Raw genomic sequence first — 19490 nt, forward strand, 5'->3', positions numbered from 1 at the left:
ACCCTCGACAAACTGCGCGGCGAAACCCAGTACGAATACGAAGCCAACGGCCAGTTGCTAGCGCGCAACACCGGCCGAGTGGTCGATGGAGAAGAGTTCCGCTACGACGCTGCGGCCAACCGCCTCAACTTCAACACCAGCCGCTTCGATCACGTCAAAGACAACCGCCTCAAACAGTGGGCGAACCACGAGTACAAATACGACGCCTGGGGCAACCTGATCGAAAAAGTCGTCGGCATCGTGCGCTGGCAGACCTTCACCTACGACTGCGAAAACCGCCTGGTCAAAACCGAGACCATGGCTGACACGCAGGTGGAAAGCACCAGCAGCTACCAGTACGACAGCCTTGGCCGAAGAGTCGCCAAACAGTCCGAGATCAAAGGCCGCACCGACCACAAACGCTTCCTCTGGCAAGGCCTGCGGATGCTGCGCGAAGAAAGTCCCGGCCAGAGCAGTCTGTATATCTACGAGCCCGGCAGCTATGCACCGTTGGCGCGTGTTGACGAGAAAGAAGGCGAAGTCGAGAACAAGGTCTACTACTTCCACACCGACCAGATTGGTACACCGCTGGAAATGACCGATGCCGAAGGGCAGATCGTCTGGCAGGCGAATAAGCTGGTGGTGAACGAGGTTGAGCAGAACCTGCGGTTTCAGGGGCAGTATTTTGATGTCGAGACGGGGCTGCATTACAACACGTTTCGGTATTACGACCCGGAGATTGGGCGGTTTATAACGCAGGATCCGATTAGTATTATCGGTGGCGCAAATTTATATCAGTATGCTCACAACCCCCTAAGCTGGCTTGACCCTCTAGGCTGGGCAGGCAATCCTGCAAATGCTACACACATTACTTATGAAGGTATAAAAAATGGTAAACCCTACGTAGGTTATGCAAGCAAGCCAGGGCTAGGGCACTCGGCTGAAGACGTGCTTAAATATAGGTATCCGAATACGTCTGGATTTAATCAAGCGCCCAGACCAATTTTCGTTGGTGATGGTCAGGCTGGGAAAAATACTGCACGGGGCTTAGAACAAAGGGTTTTTGAAGATAGAGGCGGACTGGAAAAAACCTCTAACCGACAAAACCCCGTTGGAATGAAGAACCCAAACAGAAATAATTACTTGACTGCAGCAGATGAGTATCGTGCAAAAGCAGCAGGTGCAAAACTTAAAACCGGAGCATCGGGATGTTGAAAAGCATAAAGTGGTCAGAAGACGCAGTACTCGTTGTCAAGGTCGACGATGTTACATATACATTAGCCCAAATGAGAAAAAATGGACTGATGGAGTTTTTTGATGTGTTTAGGTCAAATGACAGCTGGAAAGACGTTGACCTTAACAAATGCAAGTTACTATTTTGTATTTTTGTAGCTGAGAAACGTATAAAGAACATATTCGTAAGGATCCTCAATGATAATGAGGTTATAAAAAACTCTAGACCTATAATAAAAGAAATGCTTTCTTTTGAATGGGTTTCAGAAAATGTTTACACATCAAATCTTATAGAGTTGAGTGATAGCTATTCCAGCGTTGGCGGACGAGTGATCAAGACTGCTCTTTCAGACAAAAGCGATATTGAAACTATTAACGCACATGAATTTTGTGGCGTTTTCGGGGATCCTAAAAAGCTCCTAGATAGGATTAAGTTTTTTAAAGATACGGGGATAAACTGGGATGAACAAAAAAAGTTTATTTATCCGTCCATAGAAAGACCCACTGGCTTCCCTATAGAGTAGCTTCTAGGACTAAATATGAATTCACTTCAGCTGGAATCTTTAAGACTGAAGCTTTTAGAAGTTTCAGCCCTAGACTTTCAAGCTCTGACACTACCAGCAATGGAAAAGCTTTTTGGCCGACTTTCCGAGATAGCTGAAGACGCAAGCGACTTTCAAAAAATGTTAATTTTAAAAAATAGCATTTTGGAGATAAATGAGTTAGCTGAAAAAATAGACACAGAAGATAGAGAGATTTTTTTGGATTTTTTCTATAGTGCAGCGACAATTGCGGGATTTTCAAATAAAGGAAATTTTGCTGAACAATGGAGAGGGGACTGGTAAGGCATAAGCTTTATTTATATCGAGAAAAAATCTTACGACGCTAAATTAGACTTTTAGCACAAACCGCTTAAAATGGCCGATGCTGAAGGTCAGGTCGTCTGGCAGGCGAAGTATCGGTCCTGGGGAGATGATAGTTTTTGGTGAACGAGGTTGAGCAGGACCTACGGTAGGTAGTATGTGAAACAGCCTCAAACAGTGGGAGCGCCACGAATACAATTACGACCCCTGGGGCAACCTGATCGAGAAAACCGTCGGCATCGTGCGCTGGCAGACCATCACCTACGACTGCGAAAACCGCCTGGTCAAAACCGAGACCATGGCCGACACGCAGGTGGAAAGCACCAGCAGCTACCAGTACGACAGTCTGGGCAGGCGTGTCGCCAAACAGTCCGAGATCAAAGGCTACACCGAACACAAACGCTTCCTCTGGCAAGGCTTGCGGATGCTGCGTGAGGAAAGTCCGGGCCAGAGCAGCCTGTACCTTTACGAGCCCGGCAGCTATGTGCATCTGGCCCGTGTGGACGAGAAAGAAGGCGAAGTCGAGAACAAGGTCTACTACTTCCACACCGACCAGATCGGTACACCGCTGGAAATGACCGACGCCGAAGGGCAGATCGTCTGGCAGGCCAAATACCGGGCGTGGGGCGCGGTGGAAAAGCTGGTGGTGAACGAGGTTGAGCAGAACCTGCGGTTTCAGGGGGCAGTATTTTGATGTCGAGACGGGACTGCACTACAACACGTTTCGGTATTATGACCCGGAGATTGGGCGGTTTATAACGCAGGATCCGATTGGGTTGGATGGGGGGATAACCTTTACAAATATGTTCCAAATCCCACAGCATGGGTTGATCCATGGGGCTGGGCTTGCAATCGTCCGGGGGGCTATAAATCAGGTGATGTCGATACCCATGAAAATTTATCACCGGGCGTAAACAGAGCGCCTGGTAATAAAAACATCCCAAGTGATAAATCAGTTCAGTCACACCACTTTATTCAGGATGAGTGGGCAAAGAGGAATGTAGCAGGATATAAGCGTAACGCAGCGCCAGCAGTTTTATTAAAAGCTCTTCTGGAGAATCACACGCTATTGTTTCATCACTTCAACGAACCAGACGCAGATTGGGCGGATTTAACGGCACCATTAAGGAAGAGTTTGGAACCGCATACAAAGAGCTAATAGACTCCGGAGTTAGTCCTAGCGTAGCAAAGAAAGCTGCGAGCAGATCATATAAATACTTCGACTCCCTGGGAGCATTTGACTAATGATATCCTTCACTGAAAAGAACAGCCCTGCCAACGTAAATGAAATAGAATCCATCTGCAAAGAGTTAGGAATCTCAGAAAAAAACTGGTTGAGAACATTTTGGTCTGAATGCAATGGGGCGGTGTTAGAAGATCAAATCGTAATTTATCCTACTGATCAAATTGTCGAGCGTAACAAAACATATGAAATAGATATAAATTTCTCCGAGTACATTTTGATTGGAGATGACTCTGGAGGCGGATTAATATTAATCCCCAAAAAAGGCTTGGAAAAATTCTACTTTATAGGGGCTGGAGAGCCCTTTATTAATGACGCTGAAGTCTTTGACTCCATTGAAAAGCTAACTGCCTACGTGATGGCTTATGCAGATAGTGATAGTGATAGTGATAGTGATAGTGATAGTGATAGTGATAACATAGTTTCAGTCGCAGAGACCAAGCCAAAAGCATCTGACGTACTGAAAATTAAAAAAGATTTTAATTTAGACTATTCAATAGCACTGCTAACTAAAAAACTAGAAAAAAGAGAAGAGATCATCTCGGAAAATGTGAAACTTATTAAGTATAAATCCGCATTAGACTTACACAGGCAATTTGTTAGATTCTCATCAAAACCCTGATCTCAAAAGCTAGCACTAACATGCGGACTCAAAATAAATTTTTATTGATTTTTCACACTTAATCCATAAAAGTAAAAATTACATAAATACCGACTAGCTCACCTTATTTTGAATAAGCAATGCTAGCGATCTTTAAAAACTTAGATTTATTCCTTCTTAAAGATATCGTTTTATTTTTAATCGTAGCTTGGCAGTGGCTTTAATAAGACAGTTTAATCCCAAACACCAACTGATCAGAGATCATGAGTATTGGGGCTATCGCCCCAAAGGCAAACTCACGAGCTGCTTCGGCTACGAGAGCATGGGCCGCAAGGCGTGGCAGTACGCCACAATCCTACCTGCGGAAAAGCTGTCACAGATCCACAACCCGCTCATAAAGCCAGAGCGCTACGTCGAACACGCTTACAACCCGATTCGCCGCCGCTACGAATACGATCCGGCTGGCGAGCTGAGCCGCACCCTCGACAAGCTGCGCGGCGAAACCCAGTATGAATACGAAGCCAACGGCCAATTGCTGGCGCGCAATACTGGCCGCTTTGACTAAGTCACACGTCAAATGCAACCATCTAAAATAGTGGGACGACTGGTCATACACTTAAATATTTGATGTATGATCTTTCAGACCAAGCCATTAAATTTTTTATATTTTCGCTTTAAAAACTTGAGTTAACCACATGATCGAACCACAACCCAACGCAATAAAAAAGGGACTTTACGGGTCTTTCTTCCTGATTGCCTTATTTGGCACAATGTCGACGTTTAAATCGGATTTTTTCTGGCTGGTATGCCTCGGTTTTTTTACCCTGCTCATGCGAACAATATATTTGATTTACCTGAGCGAAAGCTTCACTGCAATCTCAGTTCATTCTTTCACAGGCCTTTTCTCTTCATTTCTACTCATGAATACAAGCGTTATTTATTTTATAGCAAAATCTGAATACGACGCGTCAACGACAGATGCTTTATCGTGGGCGATGATTCCGGCCCTATTAATGCTTGTTTCATTTTTATTTATTTACTTCACAAAATCGAGATCAGGTCAGCTGTCTTTTGAGACCAGAGATAACAAGGTCTATATGGTGCACGGTTATGTCAGCACGAGAAACGGAAACTTACTAAGCGGAGGCGTCATTGTAGCCGGAATCGCTGCAATGATCGTGTGGCCTATAGAACTGATCATTATGGTCAGTATCTGGATAGCACTGAGCAATCTTTACCTTCTTTACTGGAACAGGGACGCCATCCGAATACTGAAAAAAATCCTGGCGCTGGAAAAGAAGCACAATCGGTCTTACACGTTCGAGTACATCGAACAGCTTCGTGAAGCACGCAGTCGCTGGTGGCTGGGTAGGTTTTTGAAATGGGTAATATCATTCATCAAATGAAGTCAGGTAACAGACCATCAGCGAAGAAGACAACTAACCGCCACACCCAACCAGGGAAGAAAAATGGGTAAACAATCTCGCAGCAAGCGGGCCTCGCCGGAGCCTACGGTGATTTACCGCAGTCACGTTGCCGCTTTCCGCTCGCGTTATCTGCTGTCCTTTCTGACTCCGATCTTCATGGGCATATTTTCCCTCGCCATTACCGCAGGCACGGTGGTCGATGCGTACTTTCCAAATGAGCCGGAGAGAACGGGCCAGTCAATGATGCTCATGATGGGCGTATCACTGGTCTTGAGTTTCGGCGGCATCATGATGAGTCGCGGGCATGCCTGTGGAATGTGGATATTGGCGGCCATTCTGGTGAGCTGCTTTTTCGCCGTGTTGCCCACTGCCCCTGCGCACTGGCGGCGTTTCGAGTTGATGCTTTACGTGCTGGGGCTGCTTTTCCCGTTGCTGGGCCTTTTATCGCTCAACAGCGAGCGCGGCCGGGAGTTACGCATGCAATGGAGGATTATTCGATCCGAACGCAAGGAGATCCGTCAGGAGATGCGGCGGCGCAAGGATCTCGAGGTGCATCGTGAAAACCTGCGCAAGAGAAAGGCGCTACGCAAATAGCCCGGGCTCAACGAGGACTTTATTGCGCCCAACAAAAAACCCGCCGAAGCGGGTTTTTCCAAGACCATCCCGACTCCCTGTCGGCTGCCTCCGAGGCGATGGTCGATCATCCTTGATCCGGGTGAACTCCTGTTCACCACTTGATGGATCCAATACTACGGAGGAAGGACCAGATAGGAAATGGCCAAATCCCTCCACCGCGTGTAAGCGTTTGGCTATACCTTGTCGAGGCGGCATGAAGGGCTCGGGGCGCAATTGCGTAGTACGCCACCTGGAAACTTCATACAATCGCTCGCTGATTACAAAAGCAGCAATATCAGAGACACAGGATTTCCCGGAAGAAAACGTCACCCCACGGAACACAAGGAGTAGCACCATGAGCACGACAGATCAGACCCAAAGCACTGGCCAGCACAGCGCCAAGTGGCAAGAGCGCTTCAGTTTTTTCGAGACGTATGGTGCGCCGAACGATCCACGCTTCAAGCCGGCAGTGAACGCGCTGCCTGACTTCAAGAAGAAGTTGCTTGTCTGCACCAACATCATCGCGTTTTTCTTCGGTCCGATTTACTTCTTCGTGCTGGGTCTGTGGAAGAAAAATCTGGCGCTGATCGGCGTCATTATCGCGGTCAACATCGTTATAGCTCTGCTCTTCGGGATCCTCGGAATGGAGGTTCCGGCAGCATTGGGCACCGGCTTGAACGTCGTGTTTTCCCTGATGTACGCCCTGACGGCCAACTACTCCTACTACCTCAAGGAAGTGAAAGGCGAGCAAGGCTGGAACCCGTTCAAAGGCATGCGTCTCTGACCTGCAGATGTAGTCAGCTGAGCACCCGCACCGCTCAATGAGCGTGCGGGTTGGCTGTGGATAACTCCCCTCGGGCTTTATGCCTGCCCTTCCACCAACCTCAACTCCCCATCCACATACAGCACTTCACGCCCCACCCACGCCAGATCAACCTGCGGCAGCACGGCCGAGGGTTTGCGCAGTTCACGCAGCAAGGTCGAGCCGTGCGAGAGACGTCCGCCCATGCGCGCAATCACCGCGCGGGCGTTCTGGTAGTGCGCGTGGCGTCCGGGGTCGAGGGTGTCTTCCAGCAGGATGTCCTCGCCCAGAATGCCTTGCACCTGGCCAGGATAGATCATGAAACCGGTGGCCTGCTCGGTGCCTTCGCGGCCGTCCTGCCAGAAGCTGCCGGCACGGCTGCGAATGTCTGGATGGGGCGCAAACCAGTGTTCCCGGTCGGCGCTGGGCATGGCGTGATGCAGGCGGAAGAACAGGCGCATCAGGTTGTCGCGATACCACTCGCGTACTTGCAGGTAGTAGCCGCGCATGCCCGGCAGGCCTGCGCGGTGGGCGATGCGAATGAAACCCGGCCAGGTCGGGAAGGCTTGTAAAGGCAGGTCAGTGGCTGCCGGGCGTGGAGTCGCGGGGTCGGTTTCCCAGGGCAGCCGGTGCGGGCAGTGCTCCAGGTCGTCGTAAGCGGTCGGTGGACGTCCCAGCAGGTCTCCGCCGCTGCTGGCCAGCGAGGTGGCGATGCACAGGTTGCCTTGCACGACGAATACGTAGAAACGGGTGAACCAGTCAGCCAATTGCTGACCGTCAGCACCTTGGGCCGTCAGGGCATGCAGCTCTCGGTCGAAACGGTGCAGTTGCTTTTCCAGGGTCAACAAGTGGCCACGCGCGACACGTTGCATCCGCAGAAACACCGGCAATGAGCGCAGCAGACGCAGTGGTCGCCACGGTAGATGCGGGGTCGCGCCACCGACCTCATCGGCGTAACTGCTGGAGGCGATGCCCCAATCAGCTAGGCGTGCGAGAAACAGGTCGTTGTTGATGTAGGAAGCTGCGCCAAACAGTGCGGTAAATGGCTCGTTGTCCTGCAACACGCGTGATTCCCAACGCGCCATGATCGCCGGGATGCTGCCTGCGGCACGCCGCTGTGCGTACTCGACCAGCCTGCTGGGCTGGGGCGGCAGGATCTCCGCAATATTGGCGGCGGTCAGGTGGCGGCGCCAGCCGTAGTCACTGATCGGGCGGTACTGCAGCAGCCACAGCTGGCGGCCATCCCAGGCCCACTCGACGTCGCCCGGCACGTAGTGGAATACGCGCAGAATGCCCTGCAGGAAGTCCCAGAGCGCCTCCTCAGTCAAACCTTGGGATGGCTTGAAGTCGCCGCTGCTCCAGGCCGCGCCGAGGCGGGAAATGATTGCTCGCTCAGGACTTGCCTGACCGTCGGCCAGCGACTCCAGATGCCCTTGCACCCACTCCAGCTCGACCGACAGGTGACGCACGAAAGCGATCCCGGAAAGCACCGGCGTAATGAAGCGCTGTACCACCACCTCTTCGACGCCAGCGTTGTGCAGCTCTGCAACGCGCACGGGTACGTTGTGGCTGGGCTCGCGAAGAAAAGTGGTACTCAGACCAGCATTGGCCGCATCGGCCTGATCCTCACCGAAGCTGGATGAGCGCACGGCCCATATAGCGTCAGGCTGACGGGCCAGAAACCCGGGCAAGGCCGAGTCATCGCCCTGCACCAGAGACAGTGCATCGGGCACCGGTTGCCCGGCGATGGCCGCCAGACGCAGACGGCCGCCTTTGGTGTGCGCAACGAAGCCGCGCTCGCCCGACTCCAGCCACTGCGCAAACTCGGCCGGCGCGTCGATCCACGGGTAGTGACCCCAGCCCGGTTTCAGGCTGATGCTCAGGTCGGCACGCGCCAGAATGGCCGACCACGCTGCCGCCTGCTCGATACCCAGGACCTCGTCCTGATCGCCCCAGACCAGCTCTATGGGATCTTGCACCCACTCCAGCAGCGGCAGCGCGGTGTCGGCACGCAACAGATCCCAATACGGCACGAAAGCACGGCAGCGGGCGTAACCGGAGCCCATGCGCTGGTAGTGCTCGGCTGGCCAGGTCTGCCTGGAAAACTTGTGCGCAAACAGCGTGGGCTTGTTGGCCAGCAGCCAGTGAATGGCCTTGCGAATGGGCAGCGGCGACATCAGCGCAGGCAAGCGCCGCTGCCACAGAAAAGCCCCCACCGGGGCCAGCAGCATGCTTCTGCAGAAGTGTCCGGGCTGGCGCTGCAAGGCATGCATGACCAGCAAGGCATTGACACCCACAGCGACGATGGCGCTGCCCTTCACGGTCGCCGCCAACAGCGCATCGGCATAGGCGGCGAGGTCTTCGCAGGGTGGCTGAGGATTATTGCCGAAGCCTGGCAGTTCCAGCGGCACGGCTTGATGCCGCTGAAAATGCGGCAGCGCGTCGTTCCACCATTCGGCACTGCTGCCGTTGCCCGCCAGCAGATACAGCAGCGGCAAGTCAGACATGACGAGGGTCCTTCGACGCGTGAACAACCGAAGTGCGGCGGTCATGGCGATACAGCCAGATGAGCGGCGGCAACAACGCCAGCAACGCCGCCAGATCGAGCCACACGTGCGACCAGACGCCCCCACGCACGGAAATCAGGATGTCCTGAGGCGCCCACAGCAGCAGGCCCGCAATCAGCCAGCCCCAGGGCATGGCGCTTTTCAGGCGGTTGCCCAGGTGCACCAGCGCCAGCATGTACACGGAATACGTTTGCAAGGTTGCGCCAAACAGCGCCATCCACCAAACCTGTTGCGCGCGAGCAGCGGCGGGAACCGCATCGGTCCAGAAGGCCTGCTCAAGCGTAGTCAGGTAGCCGTCGAGCAAGCCGGAAAAGCCTGCCCAAGTGAACACCAGACTGCCCAGCACATGCGCAACTGCGACGGCATACAGCCAGATCACCAGCGTACGGCGCAGGGTGTCAGAAGGGAGCGGCATACCAGGTCCTTGAGTCGTCCTTGTGAGGTGGCGAGTTTAGCGATTTATCGACGGGCTTAATACGAGCATGGCCAAACGGCTCAGATCTCCCACTGTTGAACAGCTGTTATTAATGTCAGTAGACAGCTTTTCTGTTGAGGCCTAATTTTAGGATTTCAGTAGTCAGTAAAAATCGCAAGCGAGGAGATGATGATCATGGAAGAGGTAATGACACGTGTAAAAGAATTGGTGGCCGAGCATTTGGAAGCAGCGGTAGTAGAGGTAAAACCGACATCTGACATAACCAAGGATTTCAAGGGTAGCAGTTTAGAACTTGTCGAGCTCAGCATGGCTCTACAAGAAGAATTCAACATCGATATCCCGGATGAAGAAATTGAAAAATTCAAAACGGTACAAAACATAGTTGACTACATCTCAAAAAACAAAAAATAGACACGAGTAGGCTAAAAGCCCACAACACCTGCTGAGCCCCCAACACCAGTTGCAGGCCCTTTGCCTCCAGTCAAAACTACCAGTAGCCACCGCCCTGCTTTGCCCTTCAATGTACGGCTCCGCTCCGTAGGCCATCTGCCGGGCGAGCCTTGCGGTCTGGAGTAGCGGTGATGGATGCGCTGAATGTCATCAATATCGGCACTGACGGAATCAACTCGTTGTTCAATGTCGTTCTGCAGTACGGGACGACTGTTGTTCTGAGGCTGGTGATCGCAGCCTTGTTGTGGATAGTGGGTCGCTGGCTGATCGGCGTGCTGGTCAGGATGGCACAGCGTTCGCTGACGCGGCAGCGGTTTGATCCGACGGTCCTGCGCTATGTCGGCTCGTTCATCACGGTGACGCTGAATATCATTCTGGTGATCGCCATTCTGAGCTATTGCGGCATCGAGACCACCAGCTTTGCGGCGCTGCTGGCGGCCGTGGCGCTGGCGATCGGCATGGCCTGGTCGGGTTTGCTGGCCAATCTGGCCGCGGGTGGTTTCATCATCGTGCTGCGGCCCTTCAAGGTCGGCGATCTGATTTCGGCGGCGGGCGTGACCGGGACCGTGGTCGAAATCGGCTTGTTCGTCACGTCGATCAACACTCCGGAAAACGTGCTGAATCTGGTGGGCAACAACAAGATCTTCTCTGACACGATCGTCAATTTTTCCAGCAATGCTTTTCGCAGCGTCGAACTGACCGCAACATTGCCGGGCACCGCCGACGAGCAGAAGATCATCCCGCGCCTCAAGGATCAGATCGCCCGCCTGCCCAATGTACTGAGCAGCCCCGCTGTCGATGTGCACCTGTCCTCCACAACGGCCGACTCCATCACCCTGTCGGTACGGCCCTATTGCCACAATGATCATTATGATTCGGTGCATCGCCAGACGCTCGCCCTCATCAGAGCGTTGATGCTGCACCTGTCCTGAGCGGCACGCATAGGCAAAATTCATCGCCCTTCAAGCTCACCCGAACCTGTTGGCAGCCGATCAATAAGGATCGGTCCATATTCCGCGTGGCCTCTGCTTTTTATCTTTACGGGTTTAACCATGAGCCTTTTATCTCGTTTTCGGGCCGGCACATCGCGGACCGAAGGCGCCATCAGTGTCATTACGTCCGCCCGGGAATTGAACGCCAAGCTGTCTGCGCTGAGCTTCGATCCGGTCTATCTGACCGGTTTCGTTTCACCGCACGTCGACTTCGATCAGGTGGCCAAGTCTGTCGCTACGCGCTTTCCCAACGCGAAGATCAGCCTGTGCACAACGTCAGGCGAACTGTGCTCGGGCAATGATTCGCTGTACTGCGCGGCGGATAACCAGTGGGACCGGATCGTCCTCGCGCTGTTTGACTCAAGCGTCATCAAGAGTGCGGAGGTGGTGCACATTCCGCTGCACAGCGAAGACATTCGCGGTGCGGGCAAGCGGCTGTCGATGCGTGAGCGCATTGCGCGCCTGACCGACTCGATCAAGCGCACGCAGATCAACACCCCCATCGACCACCGCGATACGCTGGCCTACGTCACGTTCGACGGGCTGTCGGCGTCGGAGTCGTTTTTTATGGAAGCGCTGTATGAGTCCGGGCGCTTTCCGTGCCTGTTCGTGGGCGGTTCTGCGGGGGGCAAAGGCGACTTCAAGAAGACCTTGATTCACGACGGCAAACGCAGCTACGAAAACCATGCTCAGGTGGTGTTTCTCAAGAGCGCGAAAAACGTGCGCTTCGGCGTCTTCAAGAGCCAGAACTTCGCGCCGACGCCACTGAGCCTGAGTGTGCTGACGGCCTCCCTGGAAGATCGTTACATCAGCCAAGTGGTCAACCCCAGAGGCGAGATCACTACGATGGTTGCGGCGCTGTGTGACGCGCTGAAGTGCGAGCGGCATGAGCTGGAAGGCAAGCTGGCGCAGTACTCGTTCGCCATCCGGGTAGGCGAAGAGCTGTTCGTGCGCTCGATTGCGCGCATCGATTATGAAAGCGAGCGGGTTCACCTGTTCTGCGACGTGGCACCCGGCGAAGAGCTGGTGATGGTCAAACGAACGTCCATGATCGACACCACGCGCAAGGACTTCGCGCGTTTTCTGCAGGGCAAGTCCGGAAAGCCGCTGCTCGGCCTGTTGAGCGACTGCATCCTGCGGCGCCTGAACAACGGCAGTGAACTGGGCCGGATGAACGATGTGTTCGGTGCGACGCCGGTGGTGGGCTTCTCGACCTTTGGCGAGATTCTCGGGTTGAACCTCAACCAGACGCTCACCGCCGTGTTCTTCTTCAAGGTGCCCGAAGGGCAGCCGTTCCGCGACGACTACATCGATAACTTCATCGCCTATTACGGCGAGTTCAAGGCGTTCTTTCTGCGTCGGCAGATCAAGAAGCTGGCCGGTCTGAGCCATGTGGTGGTCAAGCAGATCGATCAGTTCAAGCAGCGTAACTTCGTACAAACCATTGACCCGAGCGGTCTGGACGAGCAGATCCGTCCGGTGTTCGGTGGCCTGAGCGACCTGGGCGATGTGCTGGTCAAGGCCCATCAGGATCAGGAAGAAATCGCCGCTCAATTACGCCATTACTCTGGCGAGCTGCATGTTTCGATGGATGAGCTGTCGCAGACCATCACCCAGCAGGAAACGGTTATCGACAAAGCGGGCAACACCGTCAAAAGCCTGGTCAGTCAGGCTGACGAGGTGGTGCTCGGCTCGCGGGAGCTGGCCAAGTCCAGCCTGCGCATTCAGTCGGTGGTGCAGATGATCCAGCAGATCGCCGGGCAGACCAACCTGCTGGCGCTGAACGCTGCCATCGAGGCTGCGCGGGCGGGCGAAATGGGACGTGGCTTTGCAGTGGTGGCCGATGAGGTGCGCCAGCTTGCGCAGAAGACGTCGCAGAACGCCAACGACATCGGCACCGATATCGAGCGTCTGGCCGAGGAAATTCGCAAGGTGGCGCAGCACATCGAGGAGCAGTCCCTTGAGGTTGGAACGCTGACGGGGCTGCTGTCGGAACTGGAAGGCTCCAGCGATATGACGGCGGGCACCTCGCAGCGTACCCGGCAACTGGCGGATACCCTGCGCGGGCTGACTCAGTAGCGACGCCTGGTGTCAGGACGGCACATCGCCCGTCCTGACGGCAGACCGTGTCGCAGGCGGCTTACTGGTTACCCAGCACGCCGACCTTGCCCATGACGTTGCTCATGAACTGCTGCACGGTCATTTTCTGGCCATTGAAGTCGACCATCTGGTTGGCGTAATGCAGGTCGGAGACGATGTTGTCGCCGTCGACCTTGGCCAGTTGCATCATCTCGGCCATGGCGCTGGCCATGTCGCCGGCGGCCTTGGCCTGATCAGCGATGACCTTGAGGTCGGTCTGGCCTTCACGAATGGCTTGCTGGGTCGCGAGATCGCGAATCATCGGCTTGGACAGGACGACCCTGGCGTTGACTTCGCCCAGGCTCTTCATGAGCAGCGCATCGGAAGGCTGATCGAGCGGGCCTGGATCGGCCAGGTCCACGGCGATACGCATGTGGCTTTCACCGTTGCTGGTCTTGAGCGAGAGTTTTTCCAGCTCGATGTGCGGTTTGGCCGCCAGCAGCGTTTTCATCTGGGTGTTCATCAGTTCCTGATCAGCCGTGTTCAGCTCCAGGCGGAACGGACGCTTCTCCAGCGCGGCCTGTTGCTGTTGAGGCAGGATTTTATCCTGATACAACTGATACAGCGCCTGAGTCGCCAGCACATCGAAATTGGCGATCTTGAAGCCCATGTGCGCAGAACCGACGTCCTTGCCAGCGTAGGCAATCATGCCGGCATCGTAATTGATCTGCGCTGCAAGGTTACCGGCATCTTCCTGCGCCAGGTTGGTGTTGGTGAAATCCCGGATCTGCACCTGTGGCTTGCCCACCACCTGGAAACCCGCGTTCTGGATTTTCATGTTGGTATGGCCCAGATAGAAACCGGACTTGCCTTTGGTGCCGCCCGTGTCGAAGGTCATGCCTTTGATCTCGATGCTGACCGGACCGTCAGGCGACGCGACATTGAGTTGCAGATTGTCCATGTTGCCCGCAAGGCTGAATTTTTCCGCGTCGGCCGACGACTCGGCGTTCAGGTCCAGACCTGAAAAACGGAACGTGCCGTCGACGTCGGTCATTTCCAGCGGGGCCATCTGCAGCGTGCCTTTGGTGGCGCGGTCATAGCCGATGCTGGCCTGGCCCGTGAGCGGTGGAACGTCCTTGCTCATGGCAAACCATTTTTCGGCGCTGGGGCTTTTTTCCATCTGGAAATTGCTCAGGGCCATGACCGGCAGCAGGTTCAGGGTCTTCAGATGCGACAGCGGAATGGGGCCGTGCTCAATATGGTCGACGAACAGAAACTGGCCGCCTTGGGTGCTATCGGACAGGTTCTGGATGTCGACGCGATAGTGCGCCGTGCTGCTGAAGAAGTGCTTGTCGAGCGAGAGCATTTCCAGTTTGACGCTGGTGTCCGTGCCCTTGAACGACTTCGCCAGTTCCTGATTGGCCTTGCTGATCGAGTCGTTCAGCGCGCCTTCCAGCTGATTGCCGGTGTACCAGGCACCGGCCGTAGCCAGTGCGCCCGCTACGACGATGACGCCAATCGCTATACCTGCTGATTTATTCATAGTGACGTGAAGATATCCGTTCTGATGATGGGAAAGTCGTACCGGGACCGGCAGCGCCGATTGAAAGCCGCGAGAGACTATCATCGGCAGATCCCGACAGCCCAGCCTTCATGGCCATTTCTGTGGGCGCGTAGCCGTTCTGTAAGCGCGTTGGACATGGCCTTGTGCCTTTTGTTGCGCACGCCAATCCCGCGGAAAGGTTTTGAAACAGACCCTAGCCACAGCCTTCCCGGAAACGTTAGGCTGAAACGAATTTGGGAACAGGACGTGATCACATGAGCGAGCAGCAAACACAACGAGGCCCGATCAAGGCCGTCATTTTCGACATGGATGGCCTGTTGCTGGACACCGAGGGGGTTTACACCGAAGTCACCCACTTGATTGCCAGTCGCCACGGTCGCACCTTCGACTGGTCCGTCAAGCAGCACACCATTGGCCGCGGTGCCCGGGACTTCTCGGACTACGTGATCAAGGCGCTGGAGCTGCCGATGTCGATCGACGAGTTTCTCGAAACCCGTGAACCTATGCTCGAAGAGCGTTTCCCCAAAGCGCCGGCAATGCCCGGAGCCGAGGCGCTGGTCCGGCATCTGGCAGCCCACAATATTCCCATCGCCGTGGGCACCAGCTCGTCTGTGCATTACTTCGAGGCCAAGACTACCCTGCACCGCGCATGGTTCGAGCTGTTCGACACCGTCGTCACCGCCGACGATCCGGAAGTAGGCGCCGCAAAGCCGGCCCCGGACATCTTTCTGGTCGCCGCCCGCCGTCTCGGCGTCTCGCCCGCCGATTGCCTGGTCTTCGAAGACTCGCCGTTCGGTGTGACCGCCGCCAAGGCTGCCGGGATGTACGCCGTGGCTGTGCCGGACTCGCACATGCCGGTCGAGCAATACGAGCATGCGGACCTGCTGCTGGGCTCGCTGGCCGACTTCCCGCTCAAGGCGTGGGGGTTACCTGAGCTCGCCTGAATGACATGGAGATGCTGAGCATGAATTATCGAACCCTTGGCCAGTCCGGCCTCAAGGTTTCCACACTGACACTCGGCTCGATGATGTTCGGCGAGCAGACCGGCGTCGAAGAGTCGCTGCGCATCATCGACAAGGCCAGGGATCAGGGCATCAATTTCATCGACACGGCGGATGTCTACAACGCCGGGCGTTCGGAGGAAATCGTCGGCCGGGCCATCGCGGCACAGCGCAGTGACTGGGTGCTGGCCACCAAGGTCGCCATCGGCCCGGCCGACGGCGTGCCCAACCGGGCCGGTCTGAACCGCAAGCATATTTTCAACGCCATCGAGAACAGCCTGCGGCGGCTCGATACCGACTATGTGGATATCTATTACCTGCACAAGGAAGATCACGACACGCCGCTGGAAGTGACGGTGTCGGCGATTGGCGATCTGATCCGGCAGGGCAAGATCCGTTACTGGGGCGTGTCGAACTTCCGCGGCTGGCGAATTGCCGAAATCGTCAACGTCGCGCAACGCCTGGGTGTGGACAGGCCGGTCATCAGCCAGCCGCTGTACAACATCGTCAATCGCCAGGCTGAGGTCGAGCAGATCACTGCGGCCGCGTACCACGGCTTGGGCGTCGTGCCCTACAGCCCGCTCGCACGCGGTGTGCTCAGCGGCAAATACGCTCCGGACATCGCCCCCGACAGCGAGAGCCGCGCCGGGCGCCAGGACAAGCGGCTGCTGGAAACCGAATGGCGTATGGAGTCGTTGCGTATCGCGCAGCGAGTTCAGGCGTATGTGCAGGACAAAGGGGTCGGCATTGTCGAGTTCGCCATTGCCTGGGTGCTCAACAACCAGGCCGTGACCTCAGCCATCGTCGGCCCAAGAACCGAGCAGCAGTGGGACGGTTATACCAAAGCACTCACGGTGGATATCACCGCTGAAGACGAAGCGTTCATCGATTCGCTGGTGACACCCGGCCATGCGTCGACGCCCGGCTTCAATGACGTTCAGCACTTCGTCTCCGGCCGCCTGACGCGCTGAGAGGATCACGCCTGCGGCCTTATGCCGCGAGCGAAGCCCTGATGCGCTCTGGAACGGTCGTTTCAGAGCGCACCGTCATAAAAACAACATGTGAAACTCCTGTTACCTGTGAACGCGCGCTCGGTACGCAGAGCCGATGAGCGCTAAGATAGGCGCGTACTTATCGAGTTCACCGGACTGCAGCGCGATCCGGCGTTCGCCGTTAAACAGGATGATGTTTGTATTTTCGCGACGTACCGGCAAGTCTTGGCTAGTCTGTCGGCAACAAAGCGATTAATTGGACGCTGTCCAGCCAGGGTTGATGAAGAAGTAGGCCAATGCGCAAATCAGATAGAGAAGCCTTTCTGGGCTCCGTACTGGGCAATGAGCAGCCTCCGGCGCACCTTGCCAGAACCGTGATTGAAGAAAAGCTGCGAAACGCCATTATCGATGGCAGCTTGCCAAGTGGCACGGCATTGCGCCAACAGGAACTGGCGACGCTGTTTGGCGTCAGCCGCATGCCTGTACGCGAGGCACTGCGCCAGCTCGAGGCGCAGTCGCTGTTGCGTGTCGAAACGCACAAGGGTGCGGTGGTCGCACCGTTGATCACCGAAGACGCGGTGGATGCCTATGCCTTGCGCATCCTGCTGGAATCCGAAGCGTTGCGCCTGTCTATCCCGTTGCTGGACGCCGATGATCTGGCGGCGGCGAAGGGCTATATCGAGCAGCTTGAAGTCGAGACGGATTTCGGCCAGATCGGCAGACTCAATCGGATGTTTCACCTGTCGCTGTATGCCAAGACCCACAACAAACGTCTCATGCGTCTGGTTGAAGAAGGCCTGAACGAAGAGGAACGCTTCCTGCGTTTCAATCTTTCCGACATGGGCCTGGGCAAGCTTTCTCAGGATGACCATTGGCAGCTGTTGCGGCTTGCCGAGCAGAAAGCGATCGAACCCTGTGTCGAAGCGCTGCAGTATCACCTCAACCGAGGTGTTCAGGCCGTCACTCAATACCTGAACAGCAAAAAGGCCACCAAGGCCAAGTCGACCCGCGCAATAAAGAAAAATCCCGCCTGAATTATCAAGGCGGTCTGTCCGGCAGGCGATGACACAACGTCTGCGGATGGCCGCTTGTACCTCCCGCCCTCCTCTCCACATCTCGTCAGCGTATCGCCAGGCTCAAACCGGGCATGGCGTTTTTATCGCTATTTTCCTGATCTGCCAGATGGCACAACGCCGGAATGAGGCAAACTCGGCCGAGGCGCTGAGGACACCAACCGGAGGGTGTTCCCTGGCTACGGCTGAACGGCTCGCGCAGGATCGGAGCGGTTCTCTGTTCATCTGAACTCAATGGATAAGGAGTTGTTGAACGGGGCAAACAGACATTGGAAGTCATTTCCAACTTCGCCCATTAAAAAAATCCAGAACCCTGATTATTCAGCATACCGGCAACGCTGAGCGAGGCATTCGCTCATTATTAATAATTCTGACGTTATCCGTCGGGAGGGTTGTCTGCGCGCCTGTAAAACGTATCCAGAGCGTTTTATATGGCAACTTACATGCTAAAAAAACAGTCCGTTAAATATTATTAAAAAATGATTGCACCCCCTGATAAATTTGTTTTAAGTTTTCTTCGCCGTCGGTGCTATTGATGGCTTACCGGGGTGCGCCCTCGCTGTACAAGGGCTAGCGCTCGAAACGTGGACACTGCATTTTGCCTGGATGTGAAATAACCGTTGCATGTTTGCGGCGAATGGGCCCTCACACTTAAGGCCTGCGCTTGCCTTGCTCCCACGTATTTCATTGTGTTCCATCGCTGCACAGCCGACACTTTTATATCGCAAATAACTGCATTGCTACTTACCGTTCTCTTTCAATAGGACCGTCATCATGCCTTGTGAAAAAACACTGCTTGCACACAAGAAAGTTGAACTTGGCCGTCATCCAATCTTTGCAGAAATCACCACATTGGATGTACTCCGGCGTTTTATGGAGACCCACGTATTCGCGGTCTGGGATTTCATGTCGCTGACCAAGCGTCTGCAACAGGAGCTGACCTGCACCCAATTGCCGTGGCTGCCGCCGACAGATGCTTCCGCTGCCCGCCTGATCAACGAGATTGTCCTGGGTGAGGAATCGGATAACCGACTGGGCGCGGGTCACTACAGCCACTTCGAGCTCTATCTGGATGCGATGCGCGAGATCGGCGCAAGTACGGTGCAGATCGAGCGCTTCATCGAACTGCAGAGACAGGGCCTGCGTTACACAACTGCACTGCAGCAAGTCGACGCGGGGCAGGCAGCAACAGCATTCGTGACACACACGCTCGACATCGCCCTGCATGCGCCAGCACACAGCGTTGCGGCGGCCTTTCTGCATGGGCGCGAGAGTGTCATCCCGCAGATGTTCCAGACCATTCTCGATGACTGGGGCATCACCGCCGACCAAGCCCCTACCTTCCGCTACTACCTGGAACGCCACATCGAAGTGGACGCCGAGGACCACGGTCCGGCAGCAGAGCAGTTGCTGGCTCGTCTGGTCGCTGGCGACGCGCAACGCGAACGAGAGGTTTATCAGACCGCCATCGCCGCTGTGGAAAGCAGGATCCGGCTATGGGACACGCTGCGCCTGAGCATGCGAACGCCGCTGGTGCAGGCCAGCGCGTAAGTCCCGCTCGCAACACCCTGAA

18 protein-coding genes and 4 pseudogenes are annotated in these 19490 nt (G+C 55.2%); 19 read left to right on the top strand and 3 right to left on the bottom strand.

The window, feature by feature from the left end; genetic code table 11:
- From AO388_RS11055 to AO388_RS11095, 11 genes and pseudogenes are all read left to right on the top strand, one after another.
- Window positions 1-1194 (top strand): RHS repeat domain-containing protein (locus AO388_RS11055; RefSeq protein ID WP_236713907.1); only part of this gene is annotated, 1194 nt, incomplete at its 5' end.
- Complete coding sequence (locus tag AO388_RS11060; protein WP_058416458.1) at window positions 1188-1736, top strand: hypothetical protein; 549 nt, start codon at window positions 1188-1190, stop codon at window positions 1734-1736. The genes AO388_RS11055 and AO388_RS11060, both read left to right, overlap by 7 nt.
- A 15-nt stretch (window positions 1737-1751) precedes the next feature.
- Window positions 1752-2057, top strand: a complete 306-nt coding sequence (locus AO388_RS11065) for a hypothetical protein (RefSeq protein WP_058416459.1) — start codon at window positions 1752-1754, stop codon at window positions 2055-2057.
- Window positions 2058-2129: 72 nt separating this feature from the next.
- Window positions 2130-2201, top strand: a complete 72-nt coding sequence (locus tag AO388_RS27360; RefSeq protein WP_080348820.1) for an RHS domain-containing protein — start codon at window positions 2130-2132, stop codon at window positions 2199-2201.
- 37 nt (window positions 2202-2238) lie between these two features.
- Window positions 2239-2928, top strand: a pseudogene (locus AO388_RS29615) (RHS repeat domain-containing protein); the annotation flags it as partial.
- Between the two features lie 215 nt (window positions 2929-3143).
- On the top strand, window positions 3144-3320 hold the full coding sequence (locus AO388_RS29490; protein ID WP_430515985.1) for a hypothetical protein: 177 nt from the start codon (window positions 3144-3146) through the stop codon (window positions 3318-3320).
- Window positions 3320-3940 carry an SMI1/KNR4 family protein gene (locus tag AO388_RS11075; protein WP_058416460.1) on the top strand — a complete coding sequence of 207 codons (621 nt, stop codon included), beginning with the start codon at window positions 3320-3322 and terminating at the stop codon, window positions 3938-3940. The genes AO388_RS29490 and AO388_RS11075 overlap by 1 nt, the downstream gene beginning before the upstream one ends.
- Window positions 3941-4154: 214 nt before the next feature.
- Window positions 4155-4475 (top strand): annotated as a pseudogene (locus tag AO388_RS11080) (hypothetical protein); the annotation flags it as partial.
- A 139-nt stretch (window positions 4476-4614) separates the two neighbouring features.
- Window positions 4615-5325 carry a hypothetical protein gene (locus AO388_RS11085; RefSeq protein WP_058416461.1) on the top strand — a complete coding sequence of 237 codons (711 nt, stop codon included), beginning with the start codon at window positions 4615-4617 and terminating at the stop codon, window positions 5323-5325.
- Between the two features lie 63 nt (window positions 5326-5388).
- Window positions 5389-5940, top strand: a complete 552-nt coding sequence (locus AO388_RS11090) for a hypothetical protein (protein WP_058397657.1) — start codon at window positions 5389-5391, stop codon at window positions 5938-5940.
- Between the two features lie 376 nt (window positions 5941-6316).
- Window positions 6317-6745 carry a DUF2628 domain-containing protein gene (locus AO388_RS11095; RefSeq protein ID WP_046720183.1) on the top strand — a complete coding sequence of 143 codons (429 nt, stop codon included), beginning with the start codon at window positions 6317-6319 and terminating at the stop codon, window positions 6743-6745.
- 77 nt (window positions 6746-6822) lie between these two features.
- Here AO388_RS11095 and AO388_RS11100 read toward each other — a convergent pair whose 3' ends face one another.
- Entirely contained in the window at window positions 6823-9270 is a 2448-nt protein-coding gene (locus tag AO388_RS11100; protein ID WP_058416462.1) for a PEP-utilizing enzyme, read from the bottom strand.
- Window positions 9263-9745 (bottom strand): hypothetical protein, encoded by a 483-nt coding sequence (locus AO388_RS11105; protein WP_024661959.1) that lies wholly within the window; start codon window positions 9743-9745, stop codon window positions 9263-9265. The genes AO388_RS11100 and AO388_RS11105 overlap by 8 nt, the downstream gene beginning before the upstream one ends.
- 195 nt (window positions 9746-9940) lie before the next feature.
- Here AO388_RS11105 and acpP point away from each other — a divergent pair, with 195 nt between their 5' ends.
- From acpP to AO388_RS30290, 4 genes and pseudogenes are all read left to right on the top strand, one after another.
- The gene (gene acpP, locus AO388_RS11110) at window positions 9941-10177 is read left to right on the top strand and encodes an acyl carrier protein (protein WP_032609706.1); all 237 of its coding nucleotides are present in this window, start codon (window positions 9941-9943) and stop codon (window positions 10175-10177) included.
- A gap of 170 nt (window positions 10178-10347) precedes the next feature.
- Window positions 10348-11148 (top strand): mechanosensitive ion channel family protein, encoded by an 801-nt coding sequence (locus tag AO388_RS11115; protein ID WP_003434930.1) that lies wholly within the window; start codon window positions 10348-10350, stop codon window positions 11146-11148.
- A gap of 120 nt (window positions 11149-11268) precedes the next feature.
- Window positions 11269-12375, top strand: a pseudogene (locus tag AO388_RS30285) (FIST signal transduction protein); the annotation flags it as partial.
- A 555-nt stretch (window positions 12376-12930) separates the two neighbouring features.
- Window positions 12931-13287: pseudogene (locus AO388_RS30290) on the top strand (methyl-accepting chemotaxis protein); the annotation flags it as partial.
- Between the two features lie 61 nt (window positions 13288-13348).
- Here the strand turns inward: AO388_RS30290 and AO388_RS11125 are convergent.
- Window positions 13349-14830, bottom strand: coding sequence for a YdgA family protein (locus tag AO388_RS11125; protein WP_003372995.1), 1482 nt, complete (start codon window positions 14828-14830; stop codon window positions 13349-13351).
- A gap of 275 nt (window positions 14831-15105) precedes the next feature.
- Here AO388_RS11125 and AO388_RS11130 point away from each other — a divergent pair, with 275 nt between their 5' ends.
- From AO388_RS11130 to AO388_RS11145, 4 genes are all read left to right on the top strand, one after another.
- Window positions 15106-15795, top strand: coding sequence for an HAD-IA family hydrolase (locus AO388_RS11130; protein ID WP_003372998.1), 690 nt, complete (start codon window positions 15106-15108; stop codon window positions 15793-15795).
- Window positions 15796-15815: 20 nt separating this feature from the next.
- Window positions 15816-16823, top strand: a complete 1008-nt coding sequence (locus AO388_RS11135; RefSeq protein WP_058416484.1) for an aldo/keto reductase — start codon at window positions 15816-15818, stop codon at window positions 16821-16823.
- Window positions 16824-17140: 317 nt separating this feature from the next.
- Window positions 17141-17878 (top strand): GntR family transcriptional regulator, encoded by a 738-nt coding sequence (locus AO388_RS11140; RefSeq protein WP_044310692.1) that lies wholly within the window; start codon window positions 17141-17143, stop codon window positions 17876-17878.
- Window positions 17879-18691: 813 nt separating this feature from the next.
- On the top strand, window positions 18692-19468 hold the full coding sequence (locus AO388_RS11145) for a DUF3050 domain-containing protein (RefSeq protein WP_003434947.1): 777 nt from the start codon (window positions 18692-18694) through the stop codon (window positions 19466-19468).
- The last annotated feature ends 22 nt before the right edge of the window (window positions 19469-19490 follow it).

It is taken from the genome of Pseudomonas sp. ICMP 10191, from assembly GCF_001467335.1.
Lineage (GTDB): Bacteria > Pseudomonadota > Gammaproteobacteria > Pseudomonadales > Pseudomonadaceae > Aquipseudomonas > Aquipseudomonas cerasi.